This window comes from Pseudomonas sp. BNK-15, from assembly GCF_047456105.1.
Lineage (GTDB): Bacteria > Pseudomonadota > Gammaproteobacteria > Pseudomonadales > Pseudomonadaceae > Aquipseudomonas > Aquipseudomonas putida_E.
This window is the reverse complement of sequence record NZ_CP179898.1, coordinates 1891264-1909450: the sequence shown is the minus strand read 5'-3', so window position 1 is coordinate 1909450 and position 18187 is coordinate 1891264. Positions and strand designations below refer to the sequence as shown.

Sequence of the window (18187 nt, the reverse complement as noted above, 5' to 3'; positions counted from 1 at the left end):
TGTTGCGCGGTCGCAGGTTTGCATCAGAGCAAGATATTGAACGGCACATTTCCAACGGATTTGGAGCGGGAGCTGGAGCCAGCTACGTTCCCTGGTTACGCGTGCAGGATGTCCCATCTCGTGGGCGCTCGCACAAAATTCAAGGTGTAGTAGTCGATCGCATCCATCACCTGTTCTCTGATCTTGAGCGTGCATACCTACTGGTCTGCGAGTTCTCTGAGGACGTTGTAGATATCCGTGAACAATATCCGCTGCTCCCTCGGGAATCTGCTAAGGCCATTGCAAACTCGATTGGCGTACGCTATCCAAAGTATCCTACTACCTCAGTACCTTTGGTCATGACTACAGATTTTATCCTGACGGTCAGGCAGCCCAACGGAGATTCGAAAACTGTAGCTAAGGCCATAAAATATCAAGTGGACCTGACAGGTAAAGAGTCACTCCGCACGCTTGAAAAGCTAGAAATTGAAAGAAGATTTTGGCTGGCTCAGGGAATTGATTGGGGCATTGTTACCGAAAAAGATTTTACAGTGGACCTGATTAAAAACCTCGGTCTGCTTAGGCAACACACCTTGCTACCTAGGGAGCTGAATAACTCTTCCCTGTTATCCGATTTTGTTGATCACCTGGTGGCCTTAAAAGCCTACCCATGGTCTACGGGACAATGTCTACGGAAAGTTGCGTCGCGGCTGTGCTTATCTTATTCGAGCGCAAAGCACATTTTCTACTATCTCATCTGGTGGAAAATGATCCGTATCGATTTGGCAAATACTTTGTTGCTGCTCACTTCTCCTTTACCTGATTTCACTGTCATCTCCTTGACCGAATCGGCACCGCTGAGTGAGAAATCGTTATGACTATCATGGTCAATGATGTTTTTGAGCCTGTCACAGAGCATTCTGCGGTATCGGCGATGGTAAGAGTCATTCATATCGATGAGATGCGTGAATCGGCTGTGGTCATCGATCTAGTCGATCCACCCGGAAAGCCTTATGTGATGGAGCTTGCAGAGCTTACCCGCTCATTGGCCTTGGGTGACACAAAGCCAGTGGCCATCGTAACCCCGGAGTTTCTTTTGGTCCTTGAGGAGGATCTGACAGAGGATGCAAGGCGTGTTAGGGATGCCAAATGGGCGATGATCGCGCCGCTCGTTGATACACCCTATCCCGGCCAATTATTCCTTAAAGGTGAAATGGGGCGGCTTGTTAGTGCTAGGTCGGCTGAATTAAATGTACAACGAAAGACTATCTATCGTACCCTCTATCGCTATTGGGTTCATGGCCAAGTAAAAAACTCGCTATTAAAAGATTACACAGCGGTTGGCGTAGCGAACCGAATATACAAGCCGGGTAAACCTCCAGGGAAGAAACCAAAATTCCAAGGGGTATTTACTCAGCCAGCTAAAATTCTTAGCGCTGTAGATGTGCGTTGTATTAAAGTCGGGTATGCACTTTACGTGAATGACAAAACGCCCTCCATACGCAGCGCGTACGATAGGATGGTGGAGAGGTTTTATTCAGTAAAAGATCTTTCTAAGAATCCTGAGTCCGGCAAGATCCTGTTACCCGATTCAGAAATTCCTACCTTTAGACAGTTTACTTATAGAGGTAAACAGCTCTTTGATGAAGTGGAAACTGAACGCGGTCGGATGGGGATTAGAAAATGGTTGAAAGATCGTCGACCGCTGTCGGGAACTGTTCGGGACTGGCTTCGAGGTCCCTGTCACCAGTTCGAAATTGATGCAACCATCGCGGACATCTACTTGGTAAACGGATATTCCCGCAGGATGCTGATAGGCCGGCCTGTTGTTTACATCGTGGTGGACAGTTTCTCGGGGATGATTGTCGGTCTGTATGTCGGCCTGGAAGGGCCAAGCTGGAATGGCGCCAGGCAGGCGTTATTCAACGCGTTCAGCTCCAAAGTGGACTTCTGTGCCCAAAATGGTGTCGAGATCATACCTGGGGACTGGGATTGTCACCACCTGCCCCACCATATCTACGCCGATCGAGGCGAAATGCTGTCGCAGGCTGCAGAAGGGTTGGCATCGGGCCTGGGTATTGAAATGGGCACCGCCCCGCCTTTCCGACCAGATTGGAAACCTATGGTAGAGAGCCGCTTCGGCCTATTGAACGATTTGACCGGCATCAGATGGCTGCCAGGAGGAGTAGCAGCGAGGGATAAAGAGAGGGGCGAGCGTGATTACCGCCTCGATGCCACGCTTAATTTGAAAGAATTTACTCAGATCCTGATCAAATGCATTCTTCACTACAACCATCACCATCGGCAGCCTGAAAGGCTCACCCAAGCGATGATGAACGATGGTGTAGAGCCCACGCCGAATGCGATCTGGAGTTGGGCTTCAGAGCATGAACTGATTGAGTCGAACAATCGACCTGACGATTTAATCTACCTTCACCTGTTGCCTCGTGAACGTGCAACGGTGCAAAAGGGCGGAGTACTGTTCCGCGGTATGCATTATGTCTGTCAGATGGCAATCGAGAAAAATTGGTTCGCCAAGGCCCGTAGCACAGGGGTTTGGTCCATTGAGTGCCGGTACGACCCAAACTGCTCAAGCCACATCTGGATTCAAGACAGTAATAAGCAATTCTTACGGTGCGACCTTCGACGTTCGGATGCGAAGTATGCAAATTATCGTTCGGACGAAATCTACGACCTGTTGGAGGCCTACCGGCATAAGGCACCCTCGCATAAGCGTGCTGAATTAGAGGGGCGCGTGGATCTTATCCAAACAACGGATAACATCATCAATAAAGCGAAAGCCGAGCGAAAACTCGAACCTGCAGCCAGTACAAAAGCGAAGGCCATTGGCAAAATCCGAGAGAATCGCGCTGAAGAAAAGGCCCGCGAGCGCGAAAACTCTTCGGTCCCTGATGGCGTTCGAGCTGAGCCTGCAGCATCTCAAGTCCCACCCGAAGCATACGAGTCCTATGCAGGGCCTCGGCGAGCAGAGGTTATAGATTTGCTAAAGCGAATCCGACCAGGACATACCTCATGAACGGCCGACACATTCTCGCGAGCTACCTCAAGCAGCCGATACCGGAATACGCAGGAAACCCGTTGATCGAGGCTTTACCTCCGATTCTCACGGATACGGTAGTTGCAGGTTTGATATCCAATTTTCCTCAGCCTGTAACGCCTGAAGAGCTCGAACTCGATGGCTCAACTCGGCTTCACTGTATCGATCGATTGAGAACCGTAGTGCAGCCGTTCTTGCTGCACTTGGATTTGGAGTCGGTGTTTTCACTCCTCATCCGGCGCGGATATGTTGGTCGAAATCCAACCTCGCCCGCTACCGTGAGGCACCTGCATTCCTTATCAGGGGCGCAGCGCTACGATCACGCCTTCAAGTCGACGGCTGAAACCTTCACTGTTGTTGGCCTCAGTGGCATGGGGAAGTCCACGGCGCTGCATGCCATTTTGAGCCTGTATCCTCAAACGATTCGGCATGAGTGTTACGAAGGGCTTAGGTTCGTCCACACCCAAATCACCTGGCTCAAGCTCGACTGCCCGCGGGATGGATCGCTGGCTGGTTTTTGCCAGCAATTCTTCTACGCCGTTGGTAACGCGCTAGGAGATCAGGACTACTACAAGCGGCATCGTTACCGAAATATCAATGAGGCGCTGCAACACATGGAACAGGTGGCAAGCACCTTTTTTATCGGCGCCTTGCTCATCGACGAATTGCAGAACCTCCACCTGGCAAAAACGGGCGGAAAGGACAGCATGCTGAACTTTTTCCTGCACCTGGTAAACAACCTTGGGATTCCCGTCGTTTTTATTGGCACTAACTCGATGATCAGCCTTTTCTCGGACGTCATGCGTAATGCACGCAGGTGTTGCGGCGTCGGTATGATCGAATTCAAGCGTTTTGAGAAAGACGATGATGAATGGCAAAACCTCGTTCAGAATCTCTGGGAATATCAATGGTGCAAGCAACCTGCAGCGTTAACTCCAGCGATCCTCGATGCCCTTTACGAGCATACGCAAGGCATCACGGATTTCTTGGTCAAGCTCCTTGTGCTATGCCAGCGCTATGCAATCCAAAGCGGTTCCGAATGCCTCACACCTGAAATCATCGCAAATGTGAGCCACGCAAAGATGCAGATCCTCAAGCCAGCGCTGTCGGCTTTGCGTAGTCGTGATCCGGGGCGCATGCGAAAATTCGACGATCTCCTTCCTTTAGAGGAACAGCTTGTGGAGATGATGAGTTTCGACGGAGCCTATCGTTCTGGCCGTCTGGCGCTGCTTCGAGCGGTGACGCCCCGCGGTGGTGGAGAGATTGCTATCCCGTCCGCTGTTGCGAAAAAGACTGCAGCACCAGCAGTTGTCTCGGTAGAGGCGTCCGAAGCTAAGTCTCTAGTCGAACATACGGACACCTTGGCGGCGCTGCACTCCGCAGGCTGGATGACCACAGACTTGTTTGAGTTCTCACCGACATACCGTAAAGCCTGAGTCGAGGACGGTGGGATGAAGCACATATTCCATCTCTTTCCAGCTGCTTTTCCTGACGAGACGCTTCACAGCGTCCTCTCTCGTTATGTTCGGCTTTGCGGATTTAGCACATGCAATGCTGCTTTCTGCAGTGAAAAGGCGGCGGCCTCATTCTCACGGAACGTAGCTTTTCCTTGTCGTTTGGTCGATTTGGTAGAGGCGCTGCCTTGTGGTGCAGGGTTAGACGTATCAGAGATCATCAAGCGCCATACCTTAATACCTTATTACGCACCCTTTCTGACCCACTGCCAGCTGGATTACGCATTGGCTTCAATGGCTGGAGATGGCCACGGGCTCAAACTCAAACTTGGAGTTGTTGCGAGCCGGCTTGAGGGGGCTTCACGAATTCGTTTTTGCCCATCCTGCATCAACGATGACGTTGCGGAGGGTGGAGCAGCTTACTGGCATCGAGCCCATCAACTTCCCGGTGTGCTGATATGTCCTCGACATGGCACGGTCCTGAGGGTCATGGGGCCTGGCTGGTCCACAAATACAGGGCACCTCAATCTGCCTGGTGATGAAAGTGTCCTGGCGCACTCGGTACAGCCTGACATTCCACATCGGTGTTTCTCCAGACTTCATCGAATTGCGCTACGGTCACAGCAATTGCTTGGCGCCGAGCTCAGATCGCTTCCAGCTGATTCGATGCGCTCACGCCTGCTAGGTGGCGCCGTTAAGTTAAATTTGGCCTCAGGCTCTCGTTTGGCGTTGCGTCCGTTAAGTCGATACCTGGAAGCATTCTTTCAAGCGCTCCCGGACGCTTGGGAATATTCGGTGCTGGGCGATTTTCGTGGAGATCTGCCTCCGTCATGGGTGACGAAGCTACTTCGTAAGCCGCGAGGAACTCACCACCCCCTCAAGTTCATCATCTTGGCCGAAGCCCTGGATGTCGACTTGGCCAATTTACCGAGTGTTGGCCCAGTCAAGGTCTTGGAGGTGCAGCCTCCGATTTGTGATGACATTGCGGACAGGAACTTGGCACCCAAGCTTGATATCAAGCCGTTAGCCTTTCAGCCAGTTGCACTCTGGCGTTTGGCTCTTGCGGGTGAAGAAGCCGGAGCTATTGCCGCTGAATTGGGCGTATCCCAGAGCTACGTATACCGAACCATCCGCAGCGTGGTTGGCGGGCCGAGTGCCTGGATGGATGCGAGATTTCTTAGAGAACGTAGTGAACGTAGAGTTGCTTTCGAGGCTGACTATCACACACGAGATGCGCACAACTGTCGTGGATATAGATGGTTGTATCGCCGTGATAAAAGCTGGCTCTCCAACCTCATTGCGGAGCGAGGTCCGCACCGAGATGGTCGTTCGGATACCAGTGGCATGTTTGCTCTCCTCGACGCGAGTCTTTCCGATCAGATTCAGCGATGCGCTCACTATCTTCGTACCCTTCCGGGTAAACCGGTTCGGCTTTCCCGTACGAGGATTGGTCGTGAACTTCATGCGTTGTCACGATTTGAGAAGCAGCTTTCCAAGCTGCCATTATGCGCTGCAGCTCTGGCCAGCTCCTGTGAAAGCTCAGAAGCGTTCCGCATTCGACGTTTAGATTGGGCCCGAGCAGTTCTCTATAGTGAACGGAGATCCATAACTCGATCGGCGCTGTATCGAACTGCCGGCATTCGGTTCGAGAAGTTGATTTCAGAATGATTGGGGTCGCATTGATTCCTTTTTACCCTCATTCAAGCTCTGGCTGAAGTAAAGGAAAGGGTTTAGGCATTCGCACCTAAACCCTTTGGCAGCGATGTGGGCAGACCAGGTTGAAGGACCTAGGATTTCTGAATCACTCGTTGGGTGGGATATGGTCCGACTCGTTCGGAGAAAGATCCAGTTCTTGGATCTGCGAATCGAGCTGCTGGTTGTTTGTAGCACTCCCCATTTCGAATGGGCTCAGCGTAGAGGATGAGGCTGTTTCGAGCTCCTTCGGGTGTGCGCTCAAACCATGCACGTGTTCGGGTTCAATTCGTGCTTCTGATGGAGATCGCGAGGAGTAGATTTTCACGTTCTGCTCGATTGACACATCCGGACCAAGGATAGGCTGTGGCACGCTTGACCCGTGAGTCCCGACAATCGCCGCAATGAGAGCTACCCACGAGCTGCCCTGATTGACGCGGATGTTTACGCTCAAATTGAGCTTGATATTGACTACCTTGTTTTTCATTCCAACCATACCTTAAGCAAAGGCAAAGGCGTGAATTCGCCTTGCTTATGGCATTTACAGTTTTGAAATGCAGCGGCATTTCGGGCGGGTTTTGAGGTGCCACGGCCCGCAGTTGGTTACGATTTTTCGCGGATCATTTGACTGAAACAACGCCCATGACGCGAAGCCCAAATGAAGAACCTCATCTGTAATGTCTTTTTTACAATAGCTTGCGCCCTGAACGCGGGAGATGTGAGAAAGCTGGAGGCTTAGTATGACCAAAACGACCGCGAGCCCGAGGTCTTTCCCGAATGAATCGCATCGACGCTGAACCCTCGATTGAACAACTGGCATCTGTATCGCCGCGTACCTTGGCTATGACAGCCCTAGCGCATTCACTGCGATGTTTAAGAAAAATTTCGGAAGAACCCCGAGCGGATTCTTCCGTGACAGTGATGCTTACGATGAGTAGATCCGCTTGTCAGCCGTGATTACTGGCGACGACGGGGGTGTCAGGTTTCTGCCATCCCTTCAGGAGCTGCTTAGCGGCAGCTGGGCTCAGGCGGCAACCTTAACTGCCTCCATGAATTTTTGAAGGCGGGCCGAATCGGTCCCTTTCAACAGCTCTTTTGGCGGCGCGTCGTAGATGACCTGGCCGCTTTCCATGTAGACCACCCGATCGGAAACATTGAATGCGAAATTCATCTCGTGGGTGACGATGACCATCGTCATACCTTCCTCGGCCAATTGAGTAATGACTTTCAACACCTCGTTCACCAGCTCGGGGTCTAGTGCTGAAGTCGGCTCATCAAACAGCATGACCGCGGGCTCCATCGCCAAGGCCCGAGCAATGGCGACGCGCTGTTGCTGTCCGCCGGACAACTGATGAGGGTACTTGTTGGCGTGCTCGGCCAAGCCGACTTTAGCCAGCATTGCGAGGCTTAACTGCTTGGTGGCCTCGCGGGTGTCATGATGATGGTACAGGGGAGCCATCATCACGTTATCCAGGACTGTGCGGTGGGCGATAAGGTTGAAGCTCTGGAACACCATCCCGACATGAACGATGCGATGTGGATCCTGTTGAGCTTGTTTCTCGCGAGCATTTTCGGTCCCGGCCAGGAACGGTTCACCCTGCAGGAGCACAGCCCCTTTGTTGAGTGCTTCCAAGCCGTTTAGGCAACGAATCAAGGTGGTTTTCCCCGATCCGGATGGGCCGATGATGGAAATGACCTCGCCCCATTTCACTTTGAGCGAAACGCCTTTAATGACTTCATGTGAGCCGTAAGACTTACGTCCCTCCACCAACTCAAGAGCGTATTCGCCTTTCTGCTCCAGCTTCAGCGCTTTGGAAGGAGAAGCAGGTTTGACCGCGGCTTCCGACAGTTTCACTACACCAGGCTGGCGGCGGGTGATGTCCAGCTTCCGCTCAAGCGCTTTAAGCAGGAAACCAAAGACCGTGACAATGAGGACGTAGAAGCAAGCCACCGCTGTCAGCGTTTCGAGAATCAGGAAATTTTGGGTGTACAGGCGTTGGCCGACCAGCAAGATTTCACCAAGGGAGATGACCGAAACCAGCGAGGTCAGTTTAACGATCGTGATGTACTCGTTGATCAGCGTAGGTAAAGCAATCCGGAATGCTTGAGGGACGACAATCAGTCGCTGGATGCCTACGTAACGAACCCCGAGGGCCTTCCCGGCTTCAACCTGTCCACGGGCTACAGAGAGTAAACCGCCACGATGGATCTCTGCGATGTACGCCGCTTCGCTCAGGACCAGAGCGACCAAGCCTGCAATGAAGGGATTGCCCAGGAAGCCACTGGTGCCGGGGAATACCTGGGGAATGTTGAAGATGAATACCAAGAGCACCAGCAGCGGCAAGCTGCGGAAGAACCAGATGTACAGCCCTGAGACGCCGCTCACAACCTTGTTCGATGACTGTTTGCCAAGGGCCAGAACGAAGCCCGCGACAATGCCGAGTAGCCATGTGGTGACACTCAGCTCAACGACTGTCCATGTTGCGTTCCAAAACGCAGGCTCGGCAAACAGGCTCAGTATATAAGTCCAATCGAAAGACATAATAAACTCCTGCAGGCGGCCAGGGTTGGCCGCCCTGTATTGTTATGGTCGAGTTATTTACTTGCCTGCATATGCTGCGGCGATGTCGTCCTTGGTTGGTTCTTGCAAGTTGTAGCTTGAAAGCAGTGCCTGGTATTCGCCGCTTTCTTTCAGTCGTTTAAGCTGCTCTTCAAGCGCAGTCGCCAAGGCAGTGTTTCCCTTCGCGACACCCAAACCGATGACAACGGGCTCGATAATGGCTTTAGACGTGATTTCCAGCCGCCCTTTGGTTTGCTTGATCAGCATCTGCGAGACGGCAGCATCTTCGAACTGCACGTCAGCTGCCCGGGAAAGGAGTGCTTGAGCAGCGACTGGTGACGATTCGTACTCCTGGACAGCAATCGCACCTTTGCCGGCTGGAACGCATTGATCACTCGATAGTTTTGCCAGTGTGGGCACCCAGGCAGCGCCTTTGAGCGACGCTACCCTTTTTCCGCACAAGTCATTCACGGTTTCCGGGCGGAAATCGCTGCCCTTAAGAACCATCAATGACCCGCCTGTTTTCAGGTAGGGCACGTAGTCGATCTGCTTTGCGCGTGCCGGGGTGATGTACAGCGCGGACGCAATGACGTCGTATTTTCTGCCTGATAGGCCTATGACCAGATTGGCGAAGCGTGTGTCATCAATGCGCGGCGTGAGGCCCATCCCTTTGGAAATCTTGGCCATCAACTCGGCATCAAATCCCGCTGGAACGTTCTTGTCATAGTAATCGAATGGAGCCCAGGTAAGATCCGAGCCGATGGCGAGAACACCTGGTTGGAGGGTTGGGATCTCTTGGGCGCTTGCATTGATCGCTACTGCGCCGAGTGCGCTTACCAGCAGAGCTTTGAGAGCTTTTGAGATTTGCATGATCATAATCCTGAATGAAAGGGATTGTTAGGCTGCGCTTGTGCGCGCTCCATTACATATTCCTTTTAGGCAAACATTGAAAAGCACGAAGTGCCTCAAAGCGCCAAGCTCGTAATAGTGAAATCCATGGTTAACTCCAAGTGTTGTAGCGGCAGTCATTCAAATAGCTCCTGCAGGCCGTCATAAAAATCGGTTGCGCCGACGAGGCGACTGAGAGAGCAGGAGTCGAACGGTTTCTTTTATTTTTATATTTGCCCCTGTTATGGGAGTAAAAATGGACATCTTTACGTGCGCTGGCCGAAATCAGATTCCTGAGTTGCTGCTGATTTCGCTGCTTAGTGTCTCCCTGATTCACTCAAGATGGTCATTGGTTGTTGGATGGATTTCGCCCTGGCTGGTTGCTGCGGGCTTAAAACCACCCTTCAAAGATAATATACGCCTACGCAAACCATAAAAGGTCTCTCATATCGAGCCTTGAAAGAGAAAATTTCTCACTGTCGCATGCCAATGTTTTGGGTTTTCGTAGAGCTGGGACAGCTAATACTCGATCAAGGATGCCGTGAGTGACATCAATCAATTTCAACCGGCAATGCAAAGGGGCGCATTAAGCGCCCCTGTGGTGGTATCAATAACCTGAACAACTTATGCGAGGGCGCTGGCCTCCTGAAGATTCAACGATCTGGTCTCGGGAGCAAGGAGCACGGCGACGAGCAGGCCGACGAAAGTAATCCCAGCAGCCACCATCATAGTGATCGAGACACCCAGTGAGCTGAGGGATACCGGGACCAGGTATGTACCTACAGCTGCGCCAATCCTAGAGAAGGACGTGCCAATACCCACGGCGAAAGATCGAATTTCTGTCGGGAAGATCTCGTTGGGATAAACAAAGGTCAGCACTTGGGCCCCACCGATGAAAAGGGCGTAGCAAGAGAAGAACAGGATGACCATGTAACCTGAGCTCGACTGGAAACCTGCCAACCCAACCAGGGAAATGCCCGCAAGCAGGAAGCTGTAGATCATCGTGTTTCGACGGCCCAAGGTATTGAGGCACTTCGTTGCAAAGATGCACCCTATGACGAAGAACACAGTGATCACAATCGATCCAATGGAGCCTGCATCATTATCTAGCTTCAGAGCCGACAGAACCTTGGGCGCAAAAGCATAGACAGCGAAGACAGGTAGCATTGCGCAGGTCCAGAAGGCCACGACGAAGAACATGCGTTTGCCATACCCTGCGGACAGGATGCTTTTCAGTGGCAGGCGAGCGTTGGTGCTGTCTTCGCCAACGTTGTCGATGGTGAAGTGGCTGCCATAGATTTTTTTGACCAGGACGGTGGCTTCTTCTTTTCTTCCTTTACTCAGAAGCCAACGCAAGGACTCGGGTGTACCCAGGCGCATCGAGAACAGGAGTCCGCCGAGCACTGCCCCGCTTGCCAGCACCCACCGCCACGCTTCGTCCCCGCCAACGCGAAGGATGACCTCACCGAACAGGTAGGCTGCAGCAGCACCTGCAAACCAGCACGTGGAAAGAGCTGCAAGCCGGGGGCCTCGGTTCTTACGGGGAAGGAATTCAGCCAGCATGGCTGTAGCAGCCGGATATTCAATGCCTACGCCGATGCCGATTACGATTCGCCAGAAAAACAGCATCTCGGCGCTGTCCGCGTAAAATTGGCCAATAGATGCGATAAGGAAGATGATAGGGCTCGCGTAGAACAAGCGTTTACGGCCGAGGATGCTGGTAAGCCAGCCGCCGATCAAACCACCGGCGAAAATGCCGATTAGACTGGATGCAGCGATCATGCCCTGCCAGAAGTCGCTTAATTGTAGGGCTGCGGTGGCATGTAAGATGATGACTCCGATGATGCTAAGTACATAGCCGTCTACAAAAATTCCGCCTGCAGCACTAACTGTAAGGCGTTGATGGAATTTTTGAATAGGCACATCTTCAATTGAAACAGTAGGCATTGTCATTGTTGTTCCTTTGTTTCTAACGCTTATGGACTGTTAGCACTGGCTCGCACTTTGAGTGCGTAGGTGGTGCAGTAAATTCAATTCGCGGTGTGCCGCAACCCACATGTCGTGGATGTGGGCGGGCACGTACTGCTCACCAGCCAGATTCCAGCCCATCCATTGGCTGGAATTAGCAAGGGGGTAGGCCTTGGTGAGGCCTACGGGGGGCGGGTGTATCAGTTGTTGATGATCACCATCTCGCGCGGAGCGCGGCGGGTCAGAATGACTGGACCAGAGCTGGTGATATGGATGTTTTCTTCGTGGACCAGCATCTTGCCTGGCGCGTATTCCATGCCTGGTTCGATGGTGATGACCATGCCTTCGCGCAACACAGTGTCATCAGTTGGCATGTGAGATGGTGGCTCGGTCAGCTGCAGACCCAGACCATGACCCAGGCGGCCGACGTTGTTGCCGAGCATGCCTGCTGGTTCCAGCACACCCATCATGGCTTTCCAGAGCTCGGAGACCTTGGTGCCAGGGCGGGAGATCGCGAAGGCCGCTTCGGTCGCATCCCAGATGGCTTCGTTCGCACGCAGTGCCGCGTCGTCGACTTTGCCAAAACCGAAGTTACGGTCGAAGTCGCAGAAGTAGCCATTGACGGTAGCGCCGACGTCGATGATCAGCACATCGCCGTCTTCGATGACCCGATCGCTTGGGCGAGAGATGATTTGCTCATAGCCACCACGGCCGGAAGCTGCGGCCATAAACGGCAGGGCATGAGCACCGCCTTGGATGATATCCACCGACAGGGCTTTGCTGATGGCCAGTTCGGTTTGGCCACAGCGGGCGTGGCTCGGCAGTTTGTCGAAAGCGTCGCTCACGATGGTGCAGGACTGTCGAATGTACTCGACTTCTGCCGCCGATTTGATCGCCCGCACGTTCCAGATGCACGGAGAACCGTCCACCAGGTCAACGCTACCCAGCTTGTCCTTGAGCAGGAACAGGTCATTCACTGGCATGCGGATCACCGACTCGCGGCCCATTTCCATGCCGATGCGCCCGAAGCGACGCGACAACGACAACAAGGTGTCGCTGAGCAGGGTAACGCCGTCATCAGTAGGACGAGGGGCTGGCCAGCTCAGCGTTTTACCGATCCAGGCGCCTTTAAGCAGAGGGGCGCCGATTTCCGGCACCACAGCGATGCACTCGCCTTCGGCTGGGATGATGAAGAACCAAGGGCGCGTCGGGCTTTCCCAGAACTGGCTGTCGAAGCCGCTGAAGTAGCGGAAGTTTGGCGGCGAGGTGACGAGCAGGGCATCGAGTCGATGCTGGCTCATCTCTGCTTGCGCACGGGCTACACGGCTTGCAAATTCTTCACTGGAAAATGCGATGTTCATGACCAATACCTCCAACGGTTTTTATTGTGCTTGGATCACTATTTGGATGTAGCTAGCGTCCACATTGCGTTAGTCAGGATCTGAGCGCCTAAGACGAGGTCTTCGTCTGGAGTGCTTTCTTTCGGGTTGTGACTAATTCCTTTACTGCTTTGTACGAACACCATGGCTGACGGACAGACCTTCGCGATCATCTGAGCGTCGTGGCTTGCTCCTGACACCATGCGCACATGGGAAGCACCAATCTGTTGGGTGGTGTCTTCAAGCAAGTTGCAGAGCTTGGCGTCGAACTGAACGGATAGGGCCTTCGAGAGGCTCTGCAGTTTTACTTCGTACCCGAGGCCTTGCAGTCTTGCCGTCTCGTTCCGAAGCCAGGCATCAGCTTTTTGAAGCTGGTTGTCGTCAGCATCTCGGAAGTCGATCGTGAATTTGGCTCTACCGGGCACAACGTTGATTGCGTTAGGTTCGAGGGTGAAGGTACCGATCGTTGCAACATTCGGCAGCCTCTCGTGAGCTGATAGCTCTTCGATCTTGCAGGCCAGTTGCATTGCCGCTACCCCGGCGTCTTTGCGCAAGTTCATCGGGGTGGTGCCGGCATGGTTCGCACAACCCTCAATCTCTACTTGCCACCAGGAGTGGCCCTGGAGTGCTTCGACAATGCCCACGCGGGTTTGGGTAGCCTCCAGAACCGGACCTTGCTCGATATGAAGTTCGAGGAAGGATTCCGGGAGAAATTTCCAGGGGTCGACTTCACCGGCATAGCCGATACGGGCAAGCTCTCCCTGGAAGGTCTTGCCGTCGCGAGTGGACACAGCCAAGGCTTCGTCCAGTGCGATGTCCTTGGCGATAACGCGAGACCCCAGAAGGTCGGGCGAAAATCTGACACCTTCCTCGTTACTGAAGACGACTACAGCAAGCGGTTTGGTCGGTTGGAGGCCGGCATCGCTGATTGCCTGCAAGAGCTCGACGCCTGCAACTACGCCATAGCAGCCATCCAACAAACCAGCTCGGACCACTGTGTCGATGTGCGAGCCGGTCATGATTGGTGCCGACGCTAGCGAACCGCCGACGACACCGTAAATGTTGCCGATCTTGTCGACATGGACAGTGGCTCCCGCTTCGGAGAGCCAGGTCGCGATCAGGTCGCGACCCAGCTTGTCTTCGTCTGAGAGGGCAAGGCGAGTACCGCCACCGGCGGGCAGGCCGCCGATTTGACCCAGCTCCTGGAGGCGCCGCAGCAGGCGCTCACCATTTACGATTGGGGTTTTCATGGCAGCGCCTTGGCCTGGGCCAGAAGCTGAGCGTACAGTTCGGGGTCGGTCGCGCCTTCAGTGTTGATCACCAAAGCGACCGAATCTTTGTTCAGTCCCAGGGACTGCTTGGCTTCAGGGTGAGCCAAGGCCACCAGCAGACCACCGAGAGAAGCAGCACCGCTTTCGCCCCCCTCAACTACCGGATCCGAAGTGCCTTCGCGTGCCATTGCAGCCATGGCGTACAAAGCATCTTCGTCGCTGATGGTCATGAACGCGGTGGCAGTTTCTTGCAGAATGCGCCAGGCGACCATGGATGGCTCGTAGCACTCCAGCATCGCCATCACAGTTGCTTCACCGTGATCGATCTTAGTGGCCTCGCCTTTGACGGCACTCTCGTAGATGCAAGCTGCCTTCTCAGGCTCGACCACCACAATTTTCGGGGCCAGGTCGCCATATACCGACGTCAGGTATGCAGCCAGAGCGGCAGCGAATCCGCCCACGCCTGCTTGAAGAAACACGTGAGTCAGGCTGCGACCGCTAGTTTCCACCTGCTGGACGATTTCATCGGCCATCACCAGATAGCCCTGCATAACCCAGGTCGGGATTTCTTCGTAGCCGGGCCAGGAAGTGTCGGATACAACAATCCAACCGTTCTTCTGAGCGGCTTCGGTTGCGTAGGCTACGGAGTCGTCATAGCTTCCGGCCACACGTTGTACGTCCGCGCCAAGCGACGCGATTGCATTTGCGCGGCTTTCGCTCACACCAGCATGTACGAAGATGACCGAGCGGCAGCCGGCGACCTTACAAGCTGCAGCAACAGACCGGCCATGGTTGCCGTCGGTTGCGCAGGTGATCGTGAGCGACTGAGCAACCAGCTGAACCTCTGGGCTCAGAATATCGTGGGGTGCCACCTTACGGCCGAGGCGTTTACCAGCTTCTTGCAGGATTACGCGGACCACTGCATGAGCGCCCCCGAGAGCTTTGAAACTTTTCAGGCTGGAACGGCGGCTTTCATCTTTCACGAAAATCGCGCCGACGCCTTGGCTTTTGGCAAGTTCCTGGAAGCTGAGAAGAGGAGTGACGTCGTAATCGATGCACTCAAGGTGGCTTCGAACTTCTTCCAGGTGGGCAGATGTGAATGGCTTCAAGGCTGCGTGAGCCGCTTCAGTCCTGACATGCTCGTTCTTGTTGTATCGCATTTCGGAAACACCTTTTTTGCATGGGGCTTGAAGAGAATATATGCTCGCTCAAGGCATAAAGGGTCTCTGAATGAGGCCTCAAAACGATAAAAATTCTCGCCTCAGGTATTTTTCATGACAGTCGAAGCCCCTCAGATAGACGCGTTTGATCGGCACCTTCTTGAGCTTGTCCAGCGGGATAACCAGATGCCCATGCGTGAGCTAGCAGAGCTTGTGAACCTCTCGTTGCCAGCCGTAGCGAGAAGGCTCCAGCGGCTGCGAAAAAGCGGAGTGATCATGGGGGACCGAAGCGTCCTGTCGCCGGATCACGTGGGCATCAACACCACCGTGATCGTGAACGTTTCCGTGTTGAGTGAGGTGATTGAGGACCTGGATGCCATTCGACAGCGGTTCCTTGAATGCCCTCAAGTACAGCAGTGCTACTACGTGACCGGGGACATCGACTTCATCTTGATCATCGCCGTAAAGGATATGAAAGAGTACGAGAAGCTGACTAGGGAGCTGTTTTTCGAGGGGGGCAACGTAAAGCGCTTCATGACGTTCGTAGCCATGGACAGAGTGAAGGTATCCCTTGATTTGAAGCTCTAGGCTGCGGGGTGGGCCGACTTCACGTAATGAATCTGCCTGGTGCTCGCCGTTCGTTTCCGCTGACCCAGGCTGTCACGTGACGATGATGGCCCATTGGCGTTAGGCCAGATGTAAAACGTATTTTTTGCTTAGCCTGCAGGTGACTGCCATATCCACCCTGAGCGATGATTCGAGATGATCGTCGACTCGGGGAAGACCATGGATGAAAGAATTTTGCAGCTGATCGGTGATGCCCAATTCGAGCGGGACCTGTACGAAGCCGCGATGTTTAATCTCAAAGACCAGAGCAACAAGCTGCGCTTTCATAACTTCGCCTTCGCAATGCGGGAGTTGGTGGGCCACACACTGAAACGCCTTGCTCCAGATGACGAGGTGAAAAAATGCATCTGGTGGCAAGCGAAAGCAGAAGGCGTAGTCCCGCAGGTCACGCGAGTCGAGCGATGTGTGTATGCAACGCAGGGCGGGCTCTCCAACCACTACGTGCGCACAAAGCTCCGGCTGGATTTCTCCCACGAGTTTGATGAGCTTCGGGATGCTGTAACCCGTCTGAATGGGTACGTCCACATCACACCGCAAGTCTTCCAGTTGGAAGATGCTGACATCGAGCTTCTGACTCAGCAGACAATAGAAGGGGTAGCCGGGCTGATGGCCTGCATCCAGGAGTGCAGGGCTGCCGTTGGAGATCGTCTGTCGAATGCGATCAGTGATGCCACGGTCCGTCAGATTGTCGGGGACAGTCTGGACGCAATAGACGAGCTAGCCACGCATTATTCACTCGAAGAAATCTACGTGGATTCGCACGAAGTCACCGGCATCACTTCAGAAACCGTACATATCAAGGTCTGCGGTAGTATCGGCGTAACACTGCAGTGGGGCTCTAATTCCGATCTCAGAAGGGGCGATGGGGCTGAACTAGACCAATCTTTCGATTTCACCTGCGAATTGATATGTGAAGCGGAGAACCCGGATCCAGAGGCCCTAGAGTTCGTCGAAGAGTCGCTGATGGTGGACACCGGCAACTGGCACGATCATGAGGATGAATGGAGCGACACCGTAGCGGACAGCTCCCAGGAAAATGAGCCTCTCGACGCGGCAGGCATTCGGTCAGACTTCTAGCGTTTACTGCATCGAAACACAGCGTAAACAATGCGCGGTCCGATCGCGCATTGTTGTGGTGGGTCATGCCACGTGGTCATGCGCCTTACGAATGTCTTTGCACAGGTCGCGCGGATCTTCGAGCCCGACATGAAATCGGTCCAAACATCCCTTATCCGGTTGCTCAGCCAGCGCGCGCAGATGGTGAGGGATCGCAGGTATCACCAGACTTTCATAACAACCCCAACTGGTCCCAAGCCCGAATAACTCCAACGAATTGATAAAATTTCGTAAGCAGTCTCGCTGCAAGATGCCAACTCGATGGTGATAGATGCCTCTTATACACACGGGTAAAGCATTAGAATAATACTGGTGGTATATAGTTGTATGATGCTACTGAGGCTGGCTAAAGATTCTGTTTCTCATTCTTGGATTCAGTATGGTAAAACTGTGCCGATCACAAGAAGCCTTCCCTTCACTAAGGCTTGAATGCTAGTCGGTAGCTGATGTCTGACATACTTTTTTTCCCTAATTCGATGCCGGACGAGACGCTGCACTCTCGGATTACCCGTTATCACTTGCTGTCCGGTAATATGACTGAGACAGAATCGTTCCGCGATTTGTTTGGCGCTGTTCCGTTTTGTGTTTCCATGCTTCCGAAGCAGGTTGAGGTGCTTGCGGCCCGCTTGCCCGGCAATGCAGAGAGTAATCTAGAAGAGCTAATCAACTCTAATACGATATTCCCAGCTTACAGACCTTTCCTAGGTATGGATGCCAGGGTAAAAGTCTCTTCAAGTAATCCGGGTTTCAGCGGGGCGCTGCACGTTCCACGGAGGGACATGTCAGTAACTGGTAAGGCCCGTATATGTCCAAGTTGTGTGAAGGAGGATTTGATCAAGCAGGGTTACCCCTACTGGCATCGTTCTCATCACCTTCCGGCGGTTTCAGTCTGTTGGCGTCACGGAGATCCATTGATCCATGTCTGCCCAAATTGTGCTCTTCCGTTTTACCGGAAAAGGCGGTTACTACCCAGCCTTACCGAAACGTGCGCATGTGGCTGGAGTCCGCTCCAGGTCGGGTCTGAGCGAAAAGGAG

14 protein-coding genes and 2 pseudogenes are annotated in these 18187 nt (G+C 53.4%); 8 read left to right on the top strand and 8 right to left on the bottom strand.

The genetic code is table 11. The features are described from left to right. The first annotated feature begins 2 nt into the window (after positions 1-2). The 4 genes from ACMGF5_RS08740 to ACMGF5_RS08725 are packed head-to-tail and all read left to right on the top strand — an operon-like array spanning position 3 to position 6159. Positions 3-857: a TnsA endonuclease N-terminal domain-containing protein gene (locus ACMGF5_RS08740; RefSeq protein WP_414157851.1), complete on the top strand. Its 855-nt coding sequence runs from the start codon at positions 3-5 to the stop codon at positions 855-857. Continuing rightward, the gene (locus tag ACMGF5_RS08735; protein WP_414157732.1) at positions 854-3016 is read left to right on the top strand and encodes a Mu transposase C-terminal domain-containing protein; all 2163 of its coding nucleotides are present in this window, start codon (positions 854-856) and stop codon (positions 3014-3016) included. The genes ACMGF5_RS08740 and ACMGF5_RS08735 overlap by 4 nt, the downstream gene beginning before the upstream one ends. Further along, a complete protein-coding gene (locus tag ACMGF5_RS08730; RefSeq protein WP_414157731.1) occupies positions 3013-4473 on the top strand; it encodes an ATP-binding protein in 1461 nt (486 codons plus the stop codon). The genes ACMGF5_RS08735 and ACMGF5_RS08730 overlap by 4 nt, the downstream gene beginning before the upstream one ends. Before the next feature lie 15 nt (positions 4474-4488). Further along, a complete protein-coding gene (locus tag ACMGF5_RS08725; protein ID WP_414157730.1) occupies positions 4489-6159 on the top strand; it encodes a TnsD family Tn7-like transposition protein in 1671 nt (556 codons plus the stop codon). 133 nt (positions 6160-6292) lie between these two features. Here ACMGF5_RS08725 and ACMGF5_RS08720 read toward each other — a convergent pair whose 3' ends face one another. Further along, positions 6293-6670: a hypothetical protein gene (locus tag ACMGF5_RS08720; RefSeq protein ID WP_021784946.1), complete on the bottom strand. Its 378-nt coding sequence runs from the start codon at positions 6668-6670 to the stop codon at positions 6293-6295. A 331-nt stretch (positions 6671-7001) separates the two neighbouring features. Here ACMGF5_RS08720 and ACMGF5_RS08715 point away from each other — a divergent pair. Continuing rightward, a pseudogene (locus tag ACMGF5_RS08715) lies at positions 7002-7121 on the top strand (helix-turn-helix domain-containing protein); the annotation flags it as partial. 86 nt (positions 7122-7207) lie between these two features. Here the strand turns inward: ACMGF5_RS08715 and ACMGF5_RS08710 are convergent. The 6 genes from ACMGF5_RS08710 to ACMGF5_RS08685 form a co-directional block, all read right to left on the bottom strand. Continuing rightward, the gene (locus ACMGF5_RS08710; RefSeq protein WP_033730673.1) at positions 7208-8725 is read right to left on the bottom strand and encodes an amino acid ABC transporter permease/ATP-binding protein; all 1518 of its coding nucleotides are present in this window, start codon (positions 8723-8725) and stop codon (positions 7208-7210) included. Between the two features lie 57 nt (positions 8726-8782). Then, entirely contained in the window at positions 8783-9613 is an 831-nt protein-coding gene (locus tag ACMGF5_RS08705; protein ID WP_021784945.1) for an ABC transporter substrate-binding protein, read from the bottom strand. 642 nt (positions 9614-10255) lie between these two features. Next, positions 10256-11584, bottom strand: a complete 1329-nt coding sequence (locus ACMGF5_RS08700) for an MFS transporter (RefSeq protein WP_021784944.1) — start codon at positions 11582-11584, stop codon at positions 10256-10258. Between the two features lie 215 nt (positions 11585-11799). Continuing rightward, positions 11800-12960, bottom strand: a complete 1161-nt coding sequence (locus ACMGF5_RS08695) for a M24 family metallopeptidase (protein WP_414157729.1) — start codon at positions 12958-12960, stop codon at positions 11800-11802. A gap of 38 nt (positions 12961-12998) precedes the next feature. After that, a complete protein-coding gene (locus ACMGF5_RS08690) occupies positions 12999-14228 on the bottom strand; it encodes a Zn-dependent hydrolase (protein ID WP_021784942.1) in 1230 nt (409 codons plus the stop codon). Next, positions 14225-15409, bottom strand: a complete 1185-nt coding sequence (locus tag ACMGF5_RS08685; RefSeq protein WP_021784941.1) for a diaminopropionate ammonia-lyase — start codon at positions 15407-15409, stop codon at positions 14225-14227. The genes ACMGF5_RS08690 and ACMGF5_RS08685 overlap by 4 nt, the downstream gene beginning before the upstream one ends. A gap of 114 nt (positions 15410-15523) precedes the next feature. Here ACMGF5_RS08685 and ACMGF5_RS08680 point away from each other — a divergent pair, with 114 nt between their 5' ends. Continuing rightward, entirely contained in the window at positions 15524-15997 is a 474-nt protein-coding gene (locus ACMGF5_RS08680; protein ID WP_414157728.1) for an Lrp/AsnC family transcriptional regulator, read from the top strand. Positions 15998-16171: 174 nt separating this feature from the next. Further along, entirely contained in the window at positions 16172-17113 is a 942-nt protein-coding gene (locus tag ACMGF5_RS08675) for a hypothetical protein (RefSeq protein ID WP_021784939.1), read from the top strand. Between the two features lie 63 nt (positions 17114-17176). On the opposite strand, the gene ACMGF5_RS08670 is transcribed toward ACMGF5_RS08675, so the two are convergent. Further along, positions 17177-17440, bottom strand: a complete 264-nt coding sequence (locus ACMGF5_RS08670) for a PLP-dependent transferase (protein ID WP_414157727.1) — start codon at positions 17438-17440, stop codon at positions 17177-17179. A gap of 158 nt (positions 17441-17598) precedes the next feature. On the opposite strand from ACMGF5_RS08670, the pseudogene ACMGF5_RS08665 reads away from it, so the two are divergent. Continuing rightward, a pseudogene (locus ACMGF5_RS08665) lies at positions 17599-18045 on the top strand (TniQ family protein); the annotation flags it as partial. Positions 18046-18187 lie beyond the last annotated feature (142 nt).